The 19,865-nt window shown below is 42.1% G+C and carries 15 protein-coding genes and 5 tRNA genes; 13 read left to right on the top strand and 7 right to left on the bottom strand.

Annotated elements, in window-relative coordinates:
* Positions 1-35: 35 nt before the first annotated feature.
* The 4 genes from SE27_RS11030 to SE27_RS11015 all read right to left on the bottom strand — a co-directional run bounded on the left by SE27_RS11030 (position 36) and on the right by SE27_RS11015 (position 6,760).
* The gene (locus SE27_RS11030) at positions 36-1,751 is read right to left on the bottom strand and encodes a proline--tRNA ligase (RefSeq protein WP_039623377.1); all 1,716 of its coding nucleotides are present in this window, start codon (positions 1,749-1,751) and stop codon (positions 36-38) included.
* 97 nt (positions 1,752-1,848) lie between these two features.
* Positions 1,849-4,953: an efflux RND transporter permease subunit gene (locus tag SE27_RS11025; protein WP_039623375.1), complete on the bottom strand. Its 3,105-nt coding sequence runs from the start codon at positions 4,951-4,953 to the stop codon at positions 1,849-1,851.
* 22 nt (positions 4,954-4,975) lie between these two features.
* The gene (locus SE27_RS11020; protein ID WP_052251758.1) at positions 4,976-6,052 is read right to left on the bottom strand and encodes an efflux RND transporter periplasmic adaptor subunit; all 1,077 of its coding nucleotides are present in this window, start codon (positions 6,050-6,052) and stop codon (positions 4,976-4,978) included.
* A 117-nt stretch (positions 6,053-6,169) separates the two neighbouring features.
* Positions 6,170-6,760, bottom strand: coding sequence for a hypothetical protein (locus SE27_RS11015; protein WP_052251735.1), 591 nt, complete (start codon positions 6,758-6,760; stop codon positions 6,170-6,172).
* A gap of 327 nt (positions 6,761-7,087) precedes the next feature.
* On the opposite strand from SE27_RS11015, the gene pilG reads away from it, so the two are divergent.
* From pilG to SE27_RS10985, 6 genes are all read left to right on the top strand, one after another.
* Positions 7,088-7,471, top strand: coding sequence for a twitching motility response regulator PilG (gene pilG, locus SE27_RS11010; protein ID WP_039623369.1), 384 nt, complete (start codon positions 7,088-7,090; stop codon positions 7,469-7,471).
* 23 nt (positions 7,472-7,494) lie between these two features.
* The gene (locus SE27_RS11005; RefSeq protein ID WP_039623367.1) at positions 7,495-7,863 is read left to right on the top strand and encodes a response regulator; all 369 of its coding nucleotides are present in this window, start codon (positions 7,495-7,497) and stop codon (positions 7,861-7,863) included.
* A gap of 5 nt (positions 7,864-7,868) precedes the next feature.
* Positions 7,869-8,405: a chemotaxis protein CheW gene (locus tag SE27_RS11000; protein ID WP_039623366.1), complete on the top strand. Its 537-nt coding sequence runs from the start codon at positions 7,869-7,871 to the stop codon at positions 8,403-8,405.
* A 45-nt stretch (positions 8,406-8,450) separates the two neighbouring features.
* Positions 8,451-10,523, top strand: a complete 2,073-nt coding sequence (locus SE27_RS10995) for a methyl-accepting chemotaxis protein (protein ID WP_039623364.1) — start codon at positions 8,451-8,453, stop codon at positions 10,521-10,523.
* 173 nt (positions 10,524-10,696) lie between these two features.
* On the top strand, positions 10,697-15,109 hold the full coding sequence (locus tag SE27_RS10990; protein ID WP_039623362.1) for a hybrid sensor histidine kinase/response regulator: 4,413 nt from the start codon (positions 10,697-10,699) through the stop codon (positions 15,107-15,109).
* Positions 15,110-15,113: 4 nt separating this feature from the next.
* Positions 15,114-15,572, top strand: coding sequence for a hypothetical protein (locus tag SE27_RS10985; protein ID WP_039623361.1), 459 nt, complete (start codon positions 15,114-15,116; stop codon positions 15,570-15,572).
* 79 nt (positions 15,573-15,651) lie between these two features.
* Here SE27_RS10985 and dapE read toward each other — a convergent pair whose 3' ends face one another.
* From dapE to SE27_RS10970, 3 genes are all read right to left on the bottom strand, one after another.
* Positions 15,652-16,785, bottom strand: a complete 1,134-nt coding sequence (gene dapE, locus SE27_RS10980; RefSeq protein WP_039623359.1) for a succinyl-diaminopimelate desuccinylase — start codon at positions 16,783-16,785, stop codon at positions 15,652-15,654.
* Positions 16,786-16,900: 115 nt separating this feature from the next.
* A complete protein-coding gene (locus tag SE27_RS10975; RefSeq protein WP_039623358.1) occupies positions 16,901-17,041 on the bottom strand; it encodes an entericidin A/B family lipoprotein in 141 nt (46 codons plus the stop codon).
* A gap of 103 nt (positions 17,042-17,144) precedes the next feature.
* On the bottom strand, positions 17,145-18,044 hold the full coding sequence (locus SE27_RS10970) for a DUF1853 family protein (RefSeq protein ID WP_039623356.1): 900 nt from the start codon (positions 18,042-18,044) through the stop codon (positions 17,145-17,147).
* A gap of 95 nt (positions 18,045-18,139) precedes the next feature.
* On the opposite strand from SE27_RS10970, the gene SE27_RS10965 reads away from it, so the two are divergent.
* The 7 genes from SE27_RS10965 to SE27_RS10935 all read left to right on the top strand — a co-directional run bounded on the left by SE27_RS10965 (position 18,140) and on the right by SE27_RS10935 (position 19,838).
* Entirely contained in the window at positions 18,140-18,523 is a 384-nt protein-coding gene (locus tag SE27_RS10965; RefSeq protein ID WP_039623352.1) for a YbaN family protein, read from the top strand.
* Positions 18,524-18,527: 4 nt separating this feature from the next.
* Positions 18,528-19,034 (top strand): cell wall-recycling L,D-carboxypeptidase ElsL, encoded by a 507-nt coding sequence (elsL, locus tag SE27_RS10960; RefSeq protein WP_039623350.1) that lies wholly within the window; start codon positions 18,528-18,530, stop codon positions 19,032-19,034.
* Between the two features lie 302 nt (positions 19,035-19,336).
* A tRNA-Val gene (locus SE27_RS10955) sits at positions 19,337-19,412 on the top strand.
* Positions 19,413-19,436: 24 nt separating this feature from the next.
* Positions 19,437-19,513, top strand: a tRNA-Asp gene (locus tag SE27_RS10950).
* A gap of 50 nt (positions 19,514-19,563) precedes the next feature.
* A tRNA-Asp gene (locus SE27_RS10945) sits at positions 19,564-19,640 on the top strand.
* Positions 19,641-19,661: 21 nt separating this feature from the next.
* Positions 19,662-19,737 (top strand) — tRNA-Val (locus SE27_RS10940).
* A gap of 24 nt (positions 19,738-19,761) precedes the next feature.
* Positions 19,762-19,838, top strand: a tRNA-Asp gene (locus SE27_RS10935).
* The last annotated feature ends 27 nt before the right edge of the window (positions 19,839-19,865 follow it).

Below are 19,865 nucleotides of genomic sequence, written 5' to 3'. Positions count from 1 at the left end.
TGAGCGGGATTTTTTTTACTTAAATAAGTGACAGTTTATTTGGCAATTTTAGCCAGCAGTTCTGTTTTACTGATATTGACGGATTCACTGTCAGTACGACCTTTATATTCAAAGGTACCTGCATCCAAGCCTTTTTCACCAATCACGATGCGGTGTGGAATACCGGTCAATTCAAGATCTGAGAATTTAACCCCCGGACGTTCATTACGATCATCCAATAGGACATCATAACCTGCAGCTTGTAGTTCGGCATACAGTGCTTCAGCCGCTTCTAAAGTGCGTGGTGATTTATGCGCATTCATCGGTACAATAGCGACTTCAAAAGGTGCAATCGCCATAGGCCAAATAATGCCTTTATCATCAAAATTTTGTTCAATAGCAGAAGCCACCACACGCGTCACCCCAATGCCGTAGCATCCCATGGTCACTACAAGCGGTTTGCCATCTTCACCGAGTACTTTACAGTTTAAAGCTTCAGAGTATTTTTGACCCAATTGAAAAATATGACCAACTTCAATACCGCGTTTAATTTGAAGGGTGCCTTGACCATCTGGAGATGGATCGCCTTCAACCACATTACGCAGGTCATACACCTCGCTAAAGCGTGCATCACGCTCCCAGTTTACGCCTATCGCATGTTTATCCACTTCATTGCCACCTGCAATAAAATCGGATAGAACGGATGCGGCACGGTCGACAATCACGGTTAAGCCTTTTTCAACTAAACCTTGTGGACCAATAAAACCGCTGCTTAAACCGAGCGCTGAAATTTGCTCTTCAGTGGCAAAAGTTAAAGGGGCGGCAATGGCGGCATGTTTTTCAGCTTTAATTTCATTCAGTTCATGATCGCCACGTAAAAACAGTGCCACGACAGGTGCGTGACCTTGATCATCAGCAACACCTTGTACCAACAAGGCCTTTACGGATTGTGCTGGATCAGATTTTAAGAAACTCGAAACTTCAGCAATGGTTTTTTGCTCTGGCGTATCCACTAGGTTCAGGGTTTGAGTGGCCGGTTTACGCTCACCAACCAAAATAGCTTCAGCCATTTCCACATTGGCGGCATAGTCGGAGTCGCTAGAAAAAGCGATATCATCTTCACCACTTGAGGCCAAGACATGGAACTCATGTGAACCTGAACCCCCAATTGAGCCAGTGTCCGCTTGTACTGGACGGAAATTCAAACCTAAACGCGTAAAGATGCGGCAGTAAGTGTCATACATGACATCATACGTTTCTTGCAGCGAAGCTTGATCAACATGAAATGAGTAAGCATCTTTCATGGTGAATTCACGTGATCGCATCACGCCAAAACGCGGACGTACTTCATCACGAAATTTGGTTTGAATTTGATAGAAATTAATCGGCAGTTGTTTGTAGCTTTTTAACTCGCCACGAGCAAGATCGGTGATGACCTCTTCATGCGTCGGGCCAAGTACAAAATCGTTGTTATGGCGGTCTTTAAAGCGTAGAAGTTCTGGACCATATTCGACAAAACGTCCTGATTCTTGCCATAAACTAGAGGGCTGAGTGACCGGCATATAAACTTCAAGTGCGTCTGCGCGGTTCATCTCTTCACGGACAATCGCCTCGACTTTATTTAGCACACGTACGCCCATTGGCAACCAAGTGTATAAACCCGTAGCCAATTTACGAATCATTCCCGCACGTAACATAAGCTGATGTGAAATAACTTCGGCATCACTGGGGGTTTCTCTTAGGGTGGCAAATAAAAAGCGACTCGCGCGCATGGAAACTGTCCTGATAATTAAGCGTTAAAGCATAAGAGTATACGATAAAAAAATGAGGTGAACATTTTAGAATGTCCCCTCAAGTGAATTGATTGAATTATGCCATGATTTTACGTATTTGACGCAGCATAAAATTCTTAAAGTCATCTAGATAAGTGAAGATCACGGGCACCACCACTAAAGTTAACAAGGTGGAGGTGATGACGCCGCCAATCACCGCATGCGCCATCGGGGCACTTTGTTCGCCGCCTTCACCTAAGCCCAATGCTAAAGGAATCATGCCCATCACCATCGCACTGGTGGTCATTAAAATGGGACGTAAGCGGGTTTTACCCGCATCAATAATGGCTTCATAGCGATCGACACCACGATCCATGGCTTTTTTAATAAAATCGATCAATAGAATGGCGTTTTTAGTGACCAAGCCCATCAACATGATAATGCCGATAATCGAGAATAAATTCATGGTCGAATTAAACAAGAATAATGCTAAAAATACGCCAATTAAAGACAGTGGCAGGGAGGCCATAATCGCTGCAGGATGGATAAAACTATTAAATTGTGAACCCAAGACAATATAAATAAAGACAATGGATAATGTGATCGCCGTCAGGGCGTAACCGGCTGATTCCGCCATATCTTTATTGGCACCTTGAGTATCAAAGCTATAGCCTGCCGGTAATTTAAACTCATGTTGAATTTTTTGAATGTCTTGACCAATATCGCCTGCAGGGCGGCCAGCAGTATTGGCTTCTACCAACACTTCACGGGCTAAATCGCGACGATTAATCTGTGATGCACCAAAACTTTCTTTAAATGAGGCCACACTGCTTAAGGGAACTAAAATAGGTTGTCCCGAAGCATCAGTTTTTTGCGAGCTTAAATAAAGGTTTTCGATATCGCGTGGCAGACTGCGATTTTTTTCGCTTAAACGCAGATTAACATCATAGCTTTCACCTTTTTCATCTTGCCAAGAGGTGACATTATCGCCGGCAATGAGCGGACGAATCACGTTGGCAATCTGATTGACCGACAGGCCTAAATCACTGGCCAATAGACGATTAATGTCTATATTTAAACTGGGTTTCGGTGCTTTAAGTGAACTTTCTAAATCGACAATCCCTTTGACTTGAGCAATTTCTGCCATAAAGCGATTGGAGATATTTTGTAATTCGGCTAAGTCTGGACCTTTAATCGAGATCAGCACGGGCTTTTGACCGCCAGACACCACTTCATCGGCAGAGGCGACAGAGGTCACCATAATTCCTGCCACCGATTGTAATCGCTGACGAAATTGATTGTTTAAGTCGTTAAGGGTTTGTTTGCGTTGTTGCCTTGGTGTAACCGTTACTCGCAGGCTGATATGGTTTTTACCGCGATCGGTCACGCCGTTAATAATCCCATAGGTATTAAGCACTTCAGGATTCTGGCGAATAATCTGTTCCACTTGCAGTAACTTGGCTTGGGAGTATTCAAGGGATGCATCAACAGGGGTTTCAAACTTAATTCGAATTTCACCTTTATCCGGCACCGGCACAAATTCGGTGCCAATCAGCTTAGATAAGCCCAATGCGCCAAATAGCGAAGCGATGGCCACCAACAGGGTAATCACACGAAAATGTAACGCCAGTTTGAGCAGTTTTTCATAGTAATGACTTAAGTTATCGAGTTTACTAGAGACCCAATTAAAAAAGCGTTTCACGCTATTCGGTTTCTTGTTTGGATCATGTTTTTCAACCCAATGTGCAGACAACATGGGGTCGAGGGTAAAGCTGACAAACATGGAAATTAACACTGCCGCACTGACCGTGACGCCAAATTGATAGAAAAAACGTCCAATAATACCGCCCATAAAGGCCACCGGTAAAAATACCGCCACGATGGTCAATGTGGTGGCTAAAACTGCCAGTCCAATTTCTTGAGTACCGTCTAAAGCGGCTGTGACATGATCTTTGCCCATATCGGCATGACGGACAATATTTTCCCGCACCACAATGGCGTCATCAATCAACAGGCCAATACTTAAAGACAGTGCCAGCAGCGTCATCATATTGATGGAAAAACCAAAGGCCCAAATAAACGTGAGCGTACCCAATAAAGAAATCGGCAGGGTTAAACCGGTAATGGCTGTGGAGCGAAAGGAACCTAAAAATAGCAATACAATCAATACCGCCAGTAGGGCGCCTTCGACAATGGTACGGGCAATATCTTTAATGCTGGCACGAATTCCTTTGGAGTTATCCACCACCACTTTGGCCACCGTACCGGCCGGCAATTGTTGCTCAATCTCAGCGATGGTTTTATAGGTGGCATCGACCACTTCAACCACGTTGGCGTCCGCACTGCGTAAAATATCAATTGCTATCGCGGCTTTGCCATTTAAATAGGCACTGGATTCTAAATCTGCCTGCGTATCGCGAATGGTGGCCACTTGCTTTAAAAAAATGGGCGCAGCATTTTTATTGGCAATGATCAAATCCCCAAATGATTGCGGATGCAGCACTTTAGATTTTATTTCCACCACCAACTCAGAGCTGGATTGTTTTAAGGTTCCGCCCGGAACTTCAATGTTTTCACTTTTTAATGTGTTAATCACTTGATCAATACCCAGACCAAAGCTTTGTAATTTATGCGGATCCACTTCAATGCGAATTTGCCGCTGTGCATCACCCAGTAAGTTGACGGCACCGACGCCTGAAATAGTCCGAAGTTGAGGCGTGATACGTTGCTCTAAATAGGAACTTAAATCACGTAACGATAGATTTTCGGATTCAAACACAATCGACATGATGGCATTGGCTGTAGGGTCATAACGCTCAACTACTGGGTCCTGAATTTCATCGCGGAATTGTGCACTGACAGAAGAGATCTTATCGCGTACATCTTGTGCCGCAACAGCAGAAGAAACATCCAAATTAAACTCGACAATAATGGTCGATAGGCCTTCACTTGACTGGGAAATCACCTGTTTTAAACCAGAAATGGTATTGATCTGTTCTTCCATTTTCTTGGTGATTTCAGATTCAATGGTTTCCGGAGAGGCGCCAGCATAACTGGTATACACCACCACAAATGGAAAATCGACATCTGGAAATTCTTCAACGCCCATGCGCTGCCAAGAGGCGAGACCCAAGACCATTAAGCACAACATCATCATGATGGTAAAGACAGGATATTTAACACTTATTCGAGTAAACCACATACTGAGGACCTGTGCTTAATATTTATTTTTGATTGATGGTGACGGGTTGATGAAGATTTATATCGCTAAATTTAATCCGGCTGATTTGATCAGCTGATTGTAAACCCTGAACCACAGCTAAATTATCACTATAGCGTTGCTCTAAAACCTGTAGATTGACCTTTTCAATCTTGTTTTGACGAATCACCCAGACATAGGCTTGATCTTCTAGATGCTGAATCAGGTCGAGTGGAATAAGCTGCCCAGCGACTTGATTTGATGCAAGAATATTGCCCTCGACAAAAGCCCCAATACTGAGTGAGTTAATATTTTCATTCGGACGCGCAAAGAATTCAATCTGGCGATTCACAGGATCGGCAATCGGGGAAATACGACTGATCACGGCAGTTAATGGGGTGGGATTTCCTTGAATATTATATTCAATGGCTTGACCGACCTTTAAGGCTGCTTGCTGATCACTGGGCAGTTTGGCCTGAATTTCTAAATGATTCGGGTCAACAATTTCAAACAAGGTTTGACCCGCCGCAACGGTTTGGCCTGAATCCACTTGGCGCTGAGTCACGACGCCTGAAATTGGACTGAAAATCGTTCCATCGGCATCCGCTTTTTGCGCAATATTGACATTGGCTTGTTGTGCATACACATTTTGTAGCTGGGCTTGATAATCCACGACGGCTTGTTCATAGTCCACTTTGGCGATAAAGCCTTGATCCAGTAAGCGCTTTTTACGTTGCATCATATTTTGAGCTAAAGTGGCTTGGGCTTCGGTTGAGCGAAGGTTGGCTTGAGCTTGGGCAAGTCGCGCTGCATTGTCTTGATTGTTTAAACGTACCAGAACTTGGCCTTTAGAGACGCTTTGTCCCACTTGTACATTGACCGCCGTTGCGGTTGCTGTGACTTGTGCCTGTATGCTGCTTTGATTGATAGCGCCAATCGTGCCGGTAAATGCAGTTTTAGCGATTGAAAAACCCTCTTTGACTAGCACCAAATCTTGGGGAATAAGTTCAATTTTTTCTATTTTTTTAACGCTTGGCTCAATTTCATTTTTTTGACACGCACTTAAACTTAAACAGAGATTTAAAAAGAATAGACCACACATCAAATATTGTGTTTTCTGCGCTGGAATAAATTTTTTAAAATTCTGTCGAAATCGCATGCACATTAACCTTTTTTATTGATTGCAGTAAAAGTAAGCTGATGTCTACACAAAAGCAATTTATTCAAGTAGTTTTAAGCGTGCAATGATTTTGTCATAGTACAGTTGTGTATTATCGTATTGGGTATGTAACGAGACAATGAGTTCCTTTTTCACCTCAATATTTTTCTGGTTGTAATCGATCTTGTTTTTTAACGCCACTGGAACTGTTTCTACTTTGCGTAAATGTTCAAGCTGTTGGCGTTTAAAATAAATCCGATCATTTTGTAATTGTTTCAGTTGTTCTTGCTGAAAGGCGATCTGTTTTTTAATATATAGCAAAGCATCATTGCGTTTTTGCAGCGCCACTTGACTGTTGCTGTAGGCTTTTTTTAATTTTAAATCGGCTTCATTTTTTTTAGCCAGTGCCGCACGTTGCGGTGCTTGTTTGATATCTGCTTCAGAATTATAGGCACGATTACGCTGAATCACTTGCATATTTTGATCTAAAGCTTCATAGCCATAACGAATATGATTGGGTGTGACGTTGGTGCTGATGTTGGGAATTCCCCGACTGTCATAGTAGCGATACCATGCTGGTTTTACGCTCTGGGCATATAGGTCGGTTACCTGAAAAATCATCAAAAACAGAAAAATGAATGTTCGAGTCATTTATATTTGTGCAATGAAAGCAAGTTTTTGTTTAAACTTACTTCACATTGTCTCCCCCAGTTTTAAGTTGACTAGATTACTTATTTTCAAGTAATGAAAATGGTATATTAGACTCAAAATTGAGAATAAAAAACCATCTAAAGTCAAAAAAAACGTATTGCTCTGTTCAAAGTGTGATTTAGGTTTGCTAAATGCTCGTAAGTGAGGTTTGGTAGAAAAAATGTACATTGAAAAGACAAGTAAAGATATGTTAAAAATGGTTATAACTTGTAATAAAACTTTCTGCTCAAATTGATTGCGCATTTCAACAATGGGAAGGGTCATTAAATGGACGATAAGTTCCAAAATCTAAAAGTCATGGTGATTGATGATTCAAAAACCATTCGTCGTACAGCAGAAACATTATTGCAACGCGAAGGGTGTGATGTCGTGACTGCCGTTGATGGATTTGAAGCATTGGCTAAAATTGCTGAAGCTAATCCAGATATCGTATTTGTCGATATTATGATGCCGCGTTTGGATGGTTATCAAACTTGTGCCTTAATCAAAAACTCTCAAAATTATCAAAATATTCCGGTCATTATGCTGTCAAGTAAAGACGGTTTATTTGATCAAGCCAAAGGTCGAGTGGTTGGATCTGATCAGTATTTAACCAAGCCTTTTAGTAAAGATGAATTATTAGACGCAATTCGAACTCACGTAACAGCATAAGTTAATTTTTATTGGGGCAAAGCATGTCACGTATCCTTATAGTGGATGATTCACCAACTGAAACCTTTCGTTTTAGAGAAATTCTAACCAAACATGGTTTTGAAGTTCTAGAGGCGTCAAATGGCGCTGATGGTGTCGCTATGGCACAAGCCGAGTTGCCAGATCTGGTGTTAATGGATGTGGTTATGCCGGGTGTAAATGGTTTTCAAGCCACACGTCAAATTGCACGTGGCGAGACCACCAAGCATATTCCTATTGTGATTGTAAGTACCAAAGATCAAGCCACTGACCGTGTTTGGGGCAAACGTCAAGGCGCAATTGATTATTTGACCAAACCTGTAGATGAAAAACAGTTAATTGATGTAATTAATCAATACCTCAATGCAGGATAAGCGCTATGGCAGCGAATGGATTTATCGAATTACTTCGGCTGGCTAAACGTGGCAATAAAAACTACGTTACCACTGAAAATGAAGTAAACCGATGGTCAGGTATTGCTTTTGAAATGATGGGGCAGTATTTCGTTGCTCCTTTGGGGGAAGTTGCAGAAGTGATCTATCCACCTAAATATACGCCAGTGCCTAATACCCAATCTTGGGTGATGGGCTTGGCCAATATTCGTGGACGGTTACTTTCAGTGGCTGATTTGGCTCAATATATTTCTGGGCAAAGAAGTCAGTTTTCACCCACTCAAAAAGTACTGTGTGTTAGTCATAATGACCATTATGTCGGTTTAGTTGTAGATCAAGTTTTGGGGATTCAACACTTTAATAAGAAAAGTTTCTTTTCTGATCAAAGTGAGTTAGATAGTAATTTAAAAGAATATTGTCAGGGGCATTTTTATCAGCACAATCAACACTGGCATGTTTTCTTATTTAGCCGTTTATTACAAAATCCAAAGTACATGAATGCATCTATAAAATTTATAAACTAATAGTTGTGTGTTGAATAATGATGGCGAAAGTCGGGGAGAGGCTGGATGGGCTTTAAACTTAAAAAGAAAAATACAGGTGAAGGCAGCAATCGCAAGGTTGGTCATGCTTTATTAACTAAGATTCAAGCACAAACAGATCAGTTATCACGTGTATTTGGTGACAGTGAGAAGTCCAAGCCCTTAATTTTGGGTGCAATTTTTTGTCTTGTCTTAGCACTATTCCTGTTGTTGTACTTATTCTATAGTGTACCGCGTAATAATGAATTAACCCGTAGTGTGGGTGATTTACGTCTATTGTCACAGACGATTTCTCGTCAGGCCACTGAGGCGACTGCTTCAGGGACCAAAGAATCGATTGATAAACTAACCCAATCTCAAAAGGCTTTTGCTGAAAATCTTGAGACGGTGAAAGATATTCATGCTCAAACTCAGGCATTATCTGAAGTAGAAAAGCAGTGGAAATCGGTTTCAGATGGTATTGATTTGATTTCGTCACAACAAAAAATCATTAACCAGTTATATGACACCAATATTGCCATTGGCGAAACTATTCCCGGAATTCAAGCGGAATATAACTTAATGGTTGACCAAATGGCACGTCAAAACATGCCAAGTAACCAAGTTATTATTGCTAAAAACCAAGTATTTATTGCAGAACGTATTTTACGTTCGATTAGCTCGGTGTTAACTGGAACTGCAAGCTCTCGTGAATCTGCGGATGACTTTAGTGCGGATACGGAAACTTTTGGTTCTTATTTAGAAGCGCAGTTAAATGGTAATGCCGAACTGGGTGTAGAACGTCTATCAGATCCTGCATTACGTGAGTCATTAAACGGTATTAAAACGGAATATGATGATGTATTAAAATCAGCATCTTCAGTTATTCTTAAAAACTCAAGCCAAATTGTGAAAGTACGTCAAGCATCTGCCTCTATTTTTTCACAGTCCGATGAATTGTTGGCCAGCTTAAATAAACTTTCTACAGGCTCAAGTTTAACCATCGCTATTCCGGGTTTATTCTTACTGTTATTACTGACTGGTTTCTTAGTTGCTGCATTTAAATTACTGACGCTACGTGGTTTATCAGATAAAGAACGCGTAGTACGTTTGCAAGAAGAGTACGATCGTAACCAGAACGCAATTTTACGTTTACTCGATGAGATTGCCGATTTGGCAGATGGTGATTTACGTTCATACGCAACGGTATCGGAAGATTTTACCGGCGCCATTGCCGACTCAATTAACTTTGCAATTGACCAATTACGTGATTTGGTTTCGCGGATTACCGATACATCGCAAGAAGTTGCGCAATATACGGCCAATACGCAGGGAATTACCAACCAGTTAGCTGAAGCATCTGAGCATCAAGCGCAAGAAATTGCCGGTGCCTCTGCAGCAATTAATGAAATGGCCATGTCGATTGACCAAGTATCGTCAAACGCATCCGAGTCTGCTGTGGTAGCTGAGCGTTCAGTACGCATTGCTGCCAATGGTGCAGATGTGGTAAACCGCTCAATCGAGGGGATGGACACCATTCGTGAACAGATTCAAGAAACCTCAAAACGTATTAAACGTTTGGGTGAATCTTCTCAAGAAATTGGTAACATCGTTGCCTTGATTAACGATATTGCCGATCAAACCAACATCTTGGCATTAAATGCAGCCATTCAAGCATCGATGGCCGGTGAAGCGGGCCGTGGTTTTGCGGTGGTAGCCGATGAAGTACAGCGTCTTGCTGAACGTTCAGCGTCTGCAACCAAACAGATTGAAGGCTTGGTAAAAACCATTCAGACCGATACCAACGAAGCTGTAATTTCGATGGAACAAACCACATCTGAGGTAGTACGTGGTGCTAACTTATCTAAAGATGCGGGTGTTGCACTGGATGAGATTCAAAGCGTATCGACCAACTTGGCGAAATTGATTGCCAACATTTCTGATGCAGCCAAACTACAGTCTGCCTCAGCAGGTCATATTTCAAGCACCATGAATGTGGTACAAGAAATTACTTCACAAACCACCACAGCAACGTTTGATACAGCACGCTCAGTATCTGAATTGGCCAACATGGCTGAATCGTTACGTGAATCTGTAACCGACTTTAAATTACCGGAATAAGGTAAGCTTCGCGCTGTCGAGAGGCGAGCCTTACTTTAGGGTAAGGTTCGCTTATAAATTATAGATAAGTATCGACCAGATGAACTTAACTTTCAAAGTTAGGTTTCGCGTGATGGTGACAATTAAGTTTGAGCGCCCTTCTTGGTGGCAGATAAACGTAAGAAGCCTAAGCTATGAAAGAAATATTAAAAAATTTAGTTGAAACGACTACGCTTCCTGAAGATAGTTATCTTGATCAAGATGCAGAAATTTTAGAAATTTTTGTTGAAGAACTAGAAGAGATCTTTGTTGAATTAAGTACGTTATTGCCTGCTTGGTCTCAAACTCCGCATGACCAAGAGATTCTGACCAATATTCGCCGCCATTTCCATACGCTTAAAGGCTCTGGACGCATGGTGGGGGCAAAATCTTCCGGTGAGTTGGCATGGGCAGTTGAAGACACTTTAAATCGTGTGATCTCGGGTTCAGTGCCTTTAGATACAACGGTTCAACGTTTTGCTCAAACTGTATTTAATATCTATCAATATAAATTGTATCCCATTTTTAAAACGGTTCAGCTGGCTGAAATCGATTTACGTCCTTTGGTTTTATTGGGACAACAAATCCAGCAGAACCTAAGTCTAGAACCTGCATTAGAAGATTTACTTCAGCTTGCAACTTGCTTGACCACTGAAGAGGGTATCACTGGTTTAGAGCTGCAAGATCAGCCTGTAGCTGATGCCCATATTTTAGAACAAGAAGATAATAATTATATCCAAGAAACGGTTGCGATCTTTATTGAAGAAGCTGAAGATCATTTGGCCACCATTGATCGCTTTTTGGCTCAGGGTCAACAACAAGGTCAAGATTATAACGGCCTTATTCGCGCCTTGCATACCTTGCGCGGCAGCTCATCGATGGCGCAAATCGATCAAATTTTTGAAGCCAGTACCAAAGTAGAGCATCTGTTTAAGACCTTGCTGCAAGATGAGATTGTCTCTAGCTCAAATCAAACAGCATTGCTAACACAGTATGCTGAGTTTGTGCGCGACTATTTGCATACCTTAAGACAAGGCGATACGCAAAAATTAGATGTTATTTACGCCACCTTTAATAGTGCGTGGAGTAACTATGGTTTTGCTGCCACGACCATTGATGAAGATGTTAATCCGCAAGGTCTGGTTTCGAAACTGATCGCATTAAACATTGATTTGCTGTTAGATGCTGAATTTGAGTTTGAGAAACGCGCTAAAGCTGAATATCCACAGTATATTGATGCCTTAAGTGAGCAAGCTCAACAATTATTGGATCATACGGATAATCGTGCTGCTGCTGGTATTCATCAGTTTACAACAGAATTAAAATCAAGTTATCAAGCGCTTGTTTTACAGCCAGAACTGCTCAATATTGACTATGCTTATGAGTTGTTTGGACAGGCACATCAAGAGTTTATTCATTTATTTGATACCTTGGCCGCAGGTCAGCGTGTCATCTTAACAGCCGATGTTCAAGGCGTATTGAATGATCTATCTGCCTTTGTTCAGCAAGACCTGCAACAGCTTGATGTAGCGGCTGTGCCAGCTGCAGTCGCAACAGCTGCTGTAGCTGCTTCAACAACAGTTACTGTACCGACAGTCGCAGCGCCGACAGTCGATTTAGCGGATATCTCACAAAGAATACGTGCCGATCGTGCGCAAATGCACTCCGCAGAGGTTAATCGTGAATTTGATATCGATTTGCTGGAGATCTTCTTAGAAGAAGCTGAGGAATTATTGGTCGGTATTGACCAAGACCTTAATACGTGGGCCAAAGATCAAAACAGCACCACTTCACTGAATAATTTAATGCGATATTTACACACCTTAAAAGGTGGTGCAAATATGATTCAGGCACCACATATTGGTTTAATTTCGCATGAATTAGAATCGATTTATGAGCGGGTGATTCGTCAGCAAATTAAGGTGAGTCCACAGCTGGTCAGTATTATACGTTTGGTGCAAGATGACGTTGCCGATCGAATTCAAATTATTCGTGAGCAACAAATTGACTATCCTGCAACCGAATCGATTGCGATTTTGCATGATATTGAACAGATTGCACAAGGTCGCTTAAGCCAGAGTGCCGTAGCGAACTTAAGCACTGCAATTGACGTTACAATCGCGCCGCTTGAAGAAGCAGCCGTTGCTGTGGAAGAACAAGTTGCAACGCAGAGCAGCCTAGCGCAGGATGCTATAGTTGTAACAGCAGTTGAATCTGAAGAGCCAGAAGACAGTATTCGTTTAATTGCCTTAGAAGCTTTCTTAGAAGAAGCACAAGAAATTTTAGACACCACTGCCGCATTGTTAAAGCAGTGGTTCGAGCAACGAAGCGACCGGAGTATTTTGCTTCAATTACAACGTGCAGCCCACAGTCTAAAAGGCGGTGCGCGTATGGTTGAAAATGAATCGGTTGCGGTGATTTCTTATCAACTTGAAACTATTTTTGAACAATTTGCAATTCATCATTTCAATTCAAACGTCTATGACTTGTTGCTACAAAGTACCTTTACGTGGTTAAAACACGCCATATTTGCAAGCGATTATAGTAATTTTGACAGTCTACGATTAAGTCTAGAGTCGATTGAGTTTGTAAATAGTACGGCACAATTGCCTAATCGTGTGGCAGAAGCCAATACCTTGGCGATTACCAAAACCTTTGAGTTTATTGAAGGCGATGGTACTGAGCCACCGGCGATGTTGGGTGAGTGGGGCTTAAGTTCACAACACGACAACAGCAACGAGATGATTCGTATCTCTGCCGACTTGGTCGAGAAAATGATCGATCTGTCGGGTGAAAATTCTATTACGCGCTCGCGTATTGAAATGGGTTTAAGCCAATTTGGGGCAACGTTAAACGATATGGAATTGGCCATGAAGCGTTTGGCGGATCAATTGCGTCGAATGGATGGTGAGTTAGAGTCACAAATTATTGCCAAGCATGGTTCGGAAAAAGCCCGTTATGCCGATTTTGACCCATTGGAGATGGATCAATACTCATCCATTAACCAATTGTCAAAATCTTTAGCAGAATCTGCATCAGATTTGGTGGATTTTAAAACCACCTTGTCAGAAAAAATTCGCGATGCTGAAGGCTTGCTTTTACAGCAATCGCGTATTCAGGCTGAAATTCAAGAAAGTCTCATGCGCACACGCCTTGTGCCGTTCTCACGGCTGTTGCCACGTTTGCAACGGATTGTGCGTCAAACTGCATCGACGTTAAATCGTCCGACTGAACTGATTGTTAACAATACAGAAGGTGAGTTGGACCGGACCATTCTTGAGCGTTTGGTGACTCCGTTTGAGCATATGCTGCGTAACGCGATTGACCATGGTATTGAAGACACGGAACAGCGCCTGCAAGCGAAAAAAGCAGATGTGGGCCATATTGAATTGAATATTAGTCGTCAAGGAACCGACGTATTGGTGTCGTTTAGTGATGATGGTAAAGGGATTGATGCGGCCAAGATTAAAGAAAAAGGTCTGCATCTGGGCTTGATTAAAGCTGAACAACAGCTTGAGCCGCAGGAAATTTTACAATTAATTTTCCATCCGGGTTTTAGTACCGCCAAAGAAGTAACACAGATTTCTGGTCGTGGTGTCGGTTTAGACGTGGTACAAAGTGAAATTAAAGCATTGGGCGGTCATGTTTCAGTTGATTCAACATTAGGTCAAGGCACGACATTTACCATTCGCGTACCGACTACGGTTGCGGTCAGTGATGCCTTGATGGTGAAAGCAGGCGATCAACAATTTGCAATTTCATTGGCTCAAATTGAACGTATTGTACGAATTGCACCAGCAGCCTTAGAAGAGTATTTCAATAGCAAGAGCGACTTGTTTAAAATTGACAATACTTCTTATAAGTTACGCTATTTGTCCGAATTTGTGGCTGACCAAGCGTTACCACGTTTAACCAATGTCGCGCATTCTTTACCGGTATTGTTAATTAAAGGCAACAGCGGTCAAACCATTGCTTTGCTGGTGGATCAGTTGATTGGTTCGCGTGCGCAAATTGTGGTGAAACCGATTGGCCAGCAATTCACATCGATTGGTGCGGTTGCCGGTGCGACCATTTTAGGGGATGGTCAAGTGTGTTTGATTTTAGATGGGCAAAATATTGCGCGTCAAATTCAAACCAGTCAGCGTATCAAGAACACTACAGAGCATCGAGACTCACAGCGTCAAAACGATACTCGTCGTTTAATTATGATTGTCGATGACTCGGTGACCGTACGAAAAGTAACCTCGCGCTTACTTGAGCGTCAAGGTTATGATGTTGTCACGGCCAAAGATGGCGTAGATGCGATGGAGCAGCTGGAAAATGTTAAACCTGATTTAATGTTGCTGGACATTGAAATGCCGCGCATGGATGGCTTTGAAGTGACCAACTTGGTGCGTCATCATGATGTGCATCAAGATTTACCGATCATTATGATCACCTCAAGAACTGGTGAAAAGCATCGTGAACGTGCCTTTAGCTTGGGTGTGACGCATTACATGGGTAAACCATTCCAAGAAGCAGAGTTGCTAAGCAATGTTGAAAATTTATTAGAGACCAGCATGGGGTAACCAAATGAGCAAAAATAATGTTTCAAGCTCTGCAATTGATAAGCTGAGTCAACAAGAATTACATCACCTGATTACCGTATCGACTGGTTTTATCGATGCTTATATTATTGACTGCTATGGTAAAGAGCCGATGTTATTGCCGCAAAATATTGTTTTGTCAGCATTAAACAGCCCAACGCATGTGCCGTATGTCGAATGGCATGAAGTGAAATTGCCGGTGCATGCGGTCAATAATCCTGCCGAAAATGCAGGTGTTGCCTTGGTAATTGAGGGTGATGAAGTAAATCAACGTTTTGCCTTGATGTGTAATGAAATGCCGAAAACCATTCGTTTGCGTATTTCTGAAATTGTGGATGAAGAACGTGATGCGAGTGACGCTACAATTTTTCAATACGTGCGTATGGCCGATCAGATTTTTCATATCCCCAATTTGACAGAAATTCAGAGCACTTTAGGGCTGTAATTGAGTAGTTAGATTACCGATCTGTTGCAAATAAAAAAGGAACTCCATTGAGTTCCTTTTTTGATGAGGCTAAATAAATTTAAGCCAATAGGCCGACTAAAATTTGTTCATAAATTTCTGCCAATGGCTCAAGGTCAGCGACATTGACATGTTCATTAATTTGATGAATCGTGGCATTTAAAACACCCAGTTCCAGCACTTGCGCACCAGTCGGTGCAATAAAACGACCATCAGATGTACCGCCACTGGTTGAAAGTTCTGTTTCAACGCCAGTCACATGACGAATAGCATTCTTGGCGGCATTCACCAACTCACCGACCGGTGTTAAAAATGGCAAGCCCGATAAAGTCCACTCGATCTCATAATCGACTTGATGGCGATCAAGAATCTCTAAAGTGCGTGCTTTGAGCTGTTCTGCGGTCACTTCCGTTGAATAGCGGAAATTAAATAAGGTCATCATGCTGCCCGGTACGACATTGGTGGCACCAGTGCCGGATTGAATATTGGAGATTTGAAAAGAAGTGGCAGGGAAGTATTCATTGCCATGGTCCCAAACGGTTGTGCAGAGTTCTGTAAGCGCAGGCGATGCAGTATGAATCGGGTTAATGGCTAAATGTGGATAAGCCACATGACCTTGTTTGCCTTTAACGGTAAGCTTTGCATTTAATGAACCACGACGGCCATTTTTAACAATATCGCCCAGTCGATCTGTACTTGAGGGTTCACCCACCAAACACCATGTCATTTTCTCATTGCGTGCCTCTAAGGTCTCTACTACTTTTACTGTGCCGTTAATAGACGGGCCTTCTTCATCGGACGTAATTAGAAAAGCAATCGAGCCTTGATGATTTGGATGCTTAGAAATAAAACGCTCAGAGGCCACCACCATTGCTGCAAGCGCTGTTTTCATATCTGCGCTACCACGGCCATATAGCTTACCGTCACGAATTTCAGGTAGAAAAGGGTCTGAATTCCATGCATCAAGACTGCCCGTTGGCACCACATCGGTATGACCTGCAAAACATAAAACGGGTTCAGTTGTACCTTTGCGTGCCCATAAATTATCGACATCTTCAAAATGCATTGATTCAATATTGAAGCCAATTTTTTCTAAACGATCTGCAATAATGTTTTGGCAGTGATGATCGACTGGCGTGACAGAGGGTTGACGTAATAATTGTAAGCTAAGTGCTAGAGTTTCTGAGTGGTTCATACCGGCCAAATCAATGCTAAATATGCCAATATAATAGGGGAGTTCGCAAAATAAGGGGAGTTTTAAATATAAAAAAACCTTATCCAAGGATAAGGTTTATATGTCAGTTGTTAAATTACATTTTATGTTCAGTTTTCTCAGCAGTATGCGTTACGGCATCTCCTGCTTTTGATACATCTTTACCCATACCTTTAAACGTATTACAACCGGTTAAAACAAACGCCATAATCAGGGAAGTCGCTAGAATCTTTTTCATCATCATCTCCAGTGCATTAAGTCATTATTTTGATGTGTATTCAGATTAATTAATTGAGACTATAAAAAATACGAGTCTTTGATGGTAGAAAAGTAATCAATTGTTATAGAGATAGACTTTTCTGATCAATCTGACTTTTAAAGTCTTGTAAAAGCAGCGCCGAATTTCTAAACATATAATAATTGGGTTGATCGTATTGTCGATATAACCCGTTGATCCACCAATGTGCAGGCTGACTGGTGGGGGTGTAAGCGGGGCAAATCCACTCTTGGCGGTGCAAACGATAAAACTGCGCATGATTGGCAGGAATAGTGCTACCCCAATAGCCCAAACGTCGCTCTTGATTGACCCAATCTGGCAAGGGGCGTAGGCGATGTTGTAGCGGAAGGTAGAGCTGACCTTTTAGCACCACAAAGCGTTGCTCAATCGTCTGCTCCAGCGCTTCATCAAATTGGAATTGCTGTTGGCTAAAGTGATTTAATTTTCGAATTAATTGATCGCTGCGATTTAAACCATACCAACATGGCAAAGTGTAATCGGTTTCGGCTAAGTAGTATTTTAAAGCCACTTCCCAATGCTCTACTTGGTTGTTTTCGTGATTCAGGAGTAAAAAGTCTAATTCACCGATGGTTTGTCGTGCGACTATTTTTTGAATGCTATGTCCCAAGACTTGATAGGGATGATAGGCCTGATCGAGTAACCAAAACCAGATAAACATCTCAAAGCGTAAACCTAAGCGCGTACTTTTAAGGCGCCGTAAAAATAGTTCTAATTCTTGCGGATGCTGATCTAAATACAACAGTCGCGCATGGTAATTTTTAAAATGGATGGCCCATGTATGCTGGCTGTGTAATTGAAAAGTATGTTGCTTAAAACGCAGTTCTGAGGGAATCGACTGTAAAATATTGGGACTGCTCAGGCAAAACGCCAGTTGTCTGACCTGTAAATTTTTAAACTGTAGCCAAGGCTCATCAAGAGTTGGCGCTTGATTTAAAGCAAACATAAAAATACCTGGCGCTGATTAGAAAGTGCAGAATTAGCACGGATAAAATGCAAAAACGCTTTATACTACCGCAATTATGTGTGTGGAACAGTGCTATGAGAACGTTGTTTTGGCGAAGTTTGGTGGTGATTTTTATCATCCTCGGCTTTATCGGAGCGCTTTTACCGGGTATGCCAACAACAGTCTTTCTTATTCTCGCGGCATGGTCTGCCTCCAAAGGTTGGCCACAAATGGATGCATGGTTACTGAGTCATCCTAAATATGGTGCAACCTTAAGAGCATGGCGGGCTAACGGTACCGTACCGCGCAAGGCCAAATGGTTGGCCAGTGTGATGATGTCGATGAGTGCTATCTTAATGTTATTTACCACAGCACCGCTTTGGGTGAAAATTTTTACCGATGTCACCATGTTAAGCGTGGCAATTTGGTTGTGGCTGCGTCCAGAATCCGTCTCTGCTACAGATCAAAAAATAGAGTAAAAAGATGTCTTATTTTTTAGCACAAGCACAGATCTTAATTGATTTGGCGACACAAACCTTAATCTTGCCGCAGCATCAAAAAAGCTATGCCATCTCTTCAGGTAAAAATGGCATTGGCGAGCAAGAAAACTCCGGCAAGACCCCGCGCGGTTGGCATAAAATTGCATTTAAGTTTGGTCATAGTGCAGCAAAAAATACGGTTTTTATTGCCCGTCAAGCGACCGGTGAAATTTATAGTTCTACTTTGGCGGAAAAATATCCTGAACGAGATTGGATTTTATCGCGCATTTTATGGCTCAGTGGTTTGGAAGAAAATATAAATCAGGGTGCAGGCTGCGATACTTTTCAGCGTTATATTTATATTCACGGCACACCGGATACCGAACCGATGGGTATTCCTCAGTCGCATGGCTGTATTCGTATGCGCAATCAAGATGTAATCGAGTTATTTGAGTTGATTGATGAAGATGCTTTGGTGTTTATTTCAGCACAGCCTTTAGCAGAAGACTAAAAGAATGCTAATTGAGTGTTACAGGCCGTGCTTTAGATGAATTAAAATTTTTATAAAAATGCATTAAATGTGTAAAGATGCCACTTTGATCAGAAAGTTGCGTTCATTTGATTAAAAACGTTGCTACTCAATTCTAAAATTTTCACTCAAAATGCTTAATAAGTGGCCGAAATTGTTTGTTTTTATAGCGAATGACCTATTTTTTAAGCACTCAGATGTAAAAAAACCAAAACAGACCGAAAAGCGTTTGACAGGCGGTACAGATTCTCTATAATGCACCACACAAACGATGAAGTCGTAAAGGGCGCTTAGCTCAGTTGGTAGAGCGTCTGCCTTACAAGCAGAATGTCGGCGGTTCGATCCCGTCAGCGCCCACCAAGTCTTTACGTTAAAATTTTAAGTGCAGCGGTAGTTCAGTTGGTTAGAATATCGGCCTGTCACGCCGAGGGTCGCGGGTTCGAGTCCCGTCCGCTGCGCCACTTAATTTTTTAATAAATTGTTTGTACTTTAATAGCAATATTATGTATGTGCAGCGGTAGTTCAGTTGGTTAGAATATCGGCCTGTCACGCTTTAATATGCGGGTTCGAGTCCCGTCCGCTGCGCCATTTACATGATAGCCCTTTTAAGGGCGCTTAGCTCAGTTGGTAGAGCGTCTGCCTTACAAGCAGAATGTCGGCGGTTCGATCCCGTCAGCGCCCACCAAGTCTTTACGTTAAAATTTTAAGTGCAGCGGTAGTTCAGTTGGTTAGAATATCGGCCTGTCACGCCGAGGGTCGCGGGTTCGAGTCCCGTCCGCTGCGCCATCTTAAAGTTGAAAATGTTAGACCCTA

The organism is Acinetobacter harbinensis (genome assembly GCF_000816495.1).
Taxonomy (GTDB): domain Bacteria; phylum Pseudomonadota; class Gammaproteobacteria; order Pseudomonadales; family Moraxellaceae; genus Acinetobacter; species Acinetobacter harbinensis.
This window is presented reverse-complemented; position numbering and strand designations above follow the sequence as displayed.

Coding starts and splice junctions, on each gene's coding strand:
- SE27_RS11025 (WP_039623375.1), bottom strand. CDS start 4,953: ATGTGGTTTACTCGAATAAGTGTTAAATATCCTGTCTTTACCATCATG.
- SE27_RS10970 (WP_039623356.1), bottom strand. CDS start 18,044: ATGTTTGCTTTAAATCAAGCGCCAACTCTTGATGAGCCTTGGCTACAG.
- dapE (WP_039623359.1), bottom strand. CDS start 16,785: ATGAACCACTCAGAAACTCTAGCACTTAGCTTACAATTATTACGTCAA.
- SE27_RS11020 (WP_052251758.1), bottom strand. CDS start 6,052: ATGTGTGGTCTATTCTTTTTAAATCTCTGTTTAAGTTTAAGTGCGTGT.
- SE27_RS10965 (WP_039623352.1), top strand. CDS start 18,140: ATGAGAACGTTGTTTTGGCGAAGTTTGGTGGTGATTTTTATCATCCTC.
- SE27_RS11005 (WP_039623367.1), top strand. CDS start 7,495: ATGTCACGTATCCTTATAGTGGATGATTCACCAACTGAAACCTTTCGT.
- SE27_RS10975 (WP_039623358.1), bottom strand. CDS start 17,041: ATGAAAAAGATTCTAGCGACTTCCCTGATTATGGCGTTTGTTTTAACC.
- elsL (WP_039623350.1), top strand. CDS start 18,528: ATGTCTTATTTTTTAGCACAAGCACAGATCTTAATTGATTTGGCGACA.
- SE27_RS10995 (WP_039623364.1), top strand. CDS start 8,451: ATGGGCTTTAAACTTAAAAAGAAAAATACAGGTGAAGGCAGCAATCGC.
- SE27_RS10985 (WP_039623361.1), top strand. CDS start 15,114: ATGAGCAAAAATAATGTTTCAAGCTCTGCAATTGATAAGCTGAGTCAA.
- pilG (WP_039623369.1), top strand. CDS start 7,088: ATGGACGATAAGTTCCAAAATCTAAAAGTCATGGTGATTGATGATTCA.
- SE27_RS11015 (WP_052251735.1), bottom strand. CDS start 6,760: ATGACTCGAACATTCATTTTTCTGTTTTTGATGATTTTTCAGGTAACC.
- SE27_RS10990 (WP_039623362.1), top strand. CDS start 10,697: ATGAAAGAAATATTAAAAAATTTAGTTGAAACGACTACGCTTCCTGAA.
- SE27_RS11030 (WP_039623377.1), bottom strand. CDS start 1,751: ATGCGCGCGAGTCGCTTTTTATTTGCCACCCTAAGAGAAACCCCCAGT.
- SE27_RS11000 (WP_039623366.1), top strand. CDS start 7,869: ATGGCAGCGAATGGATTTATCGAATTACTTCGGCTGGCTAAACGTGGC.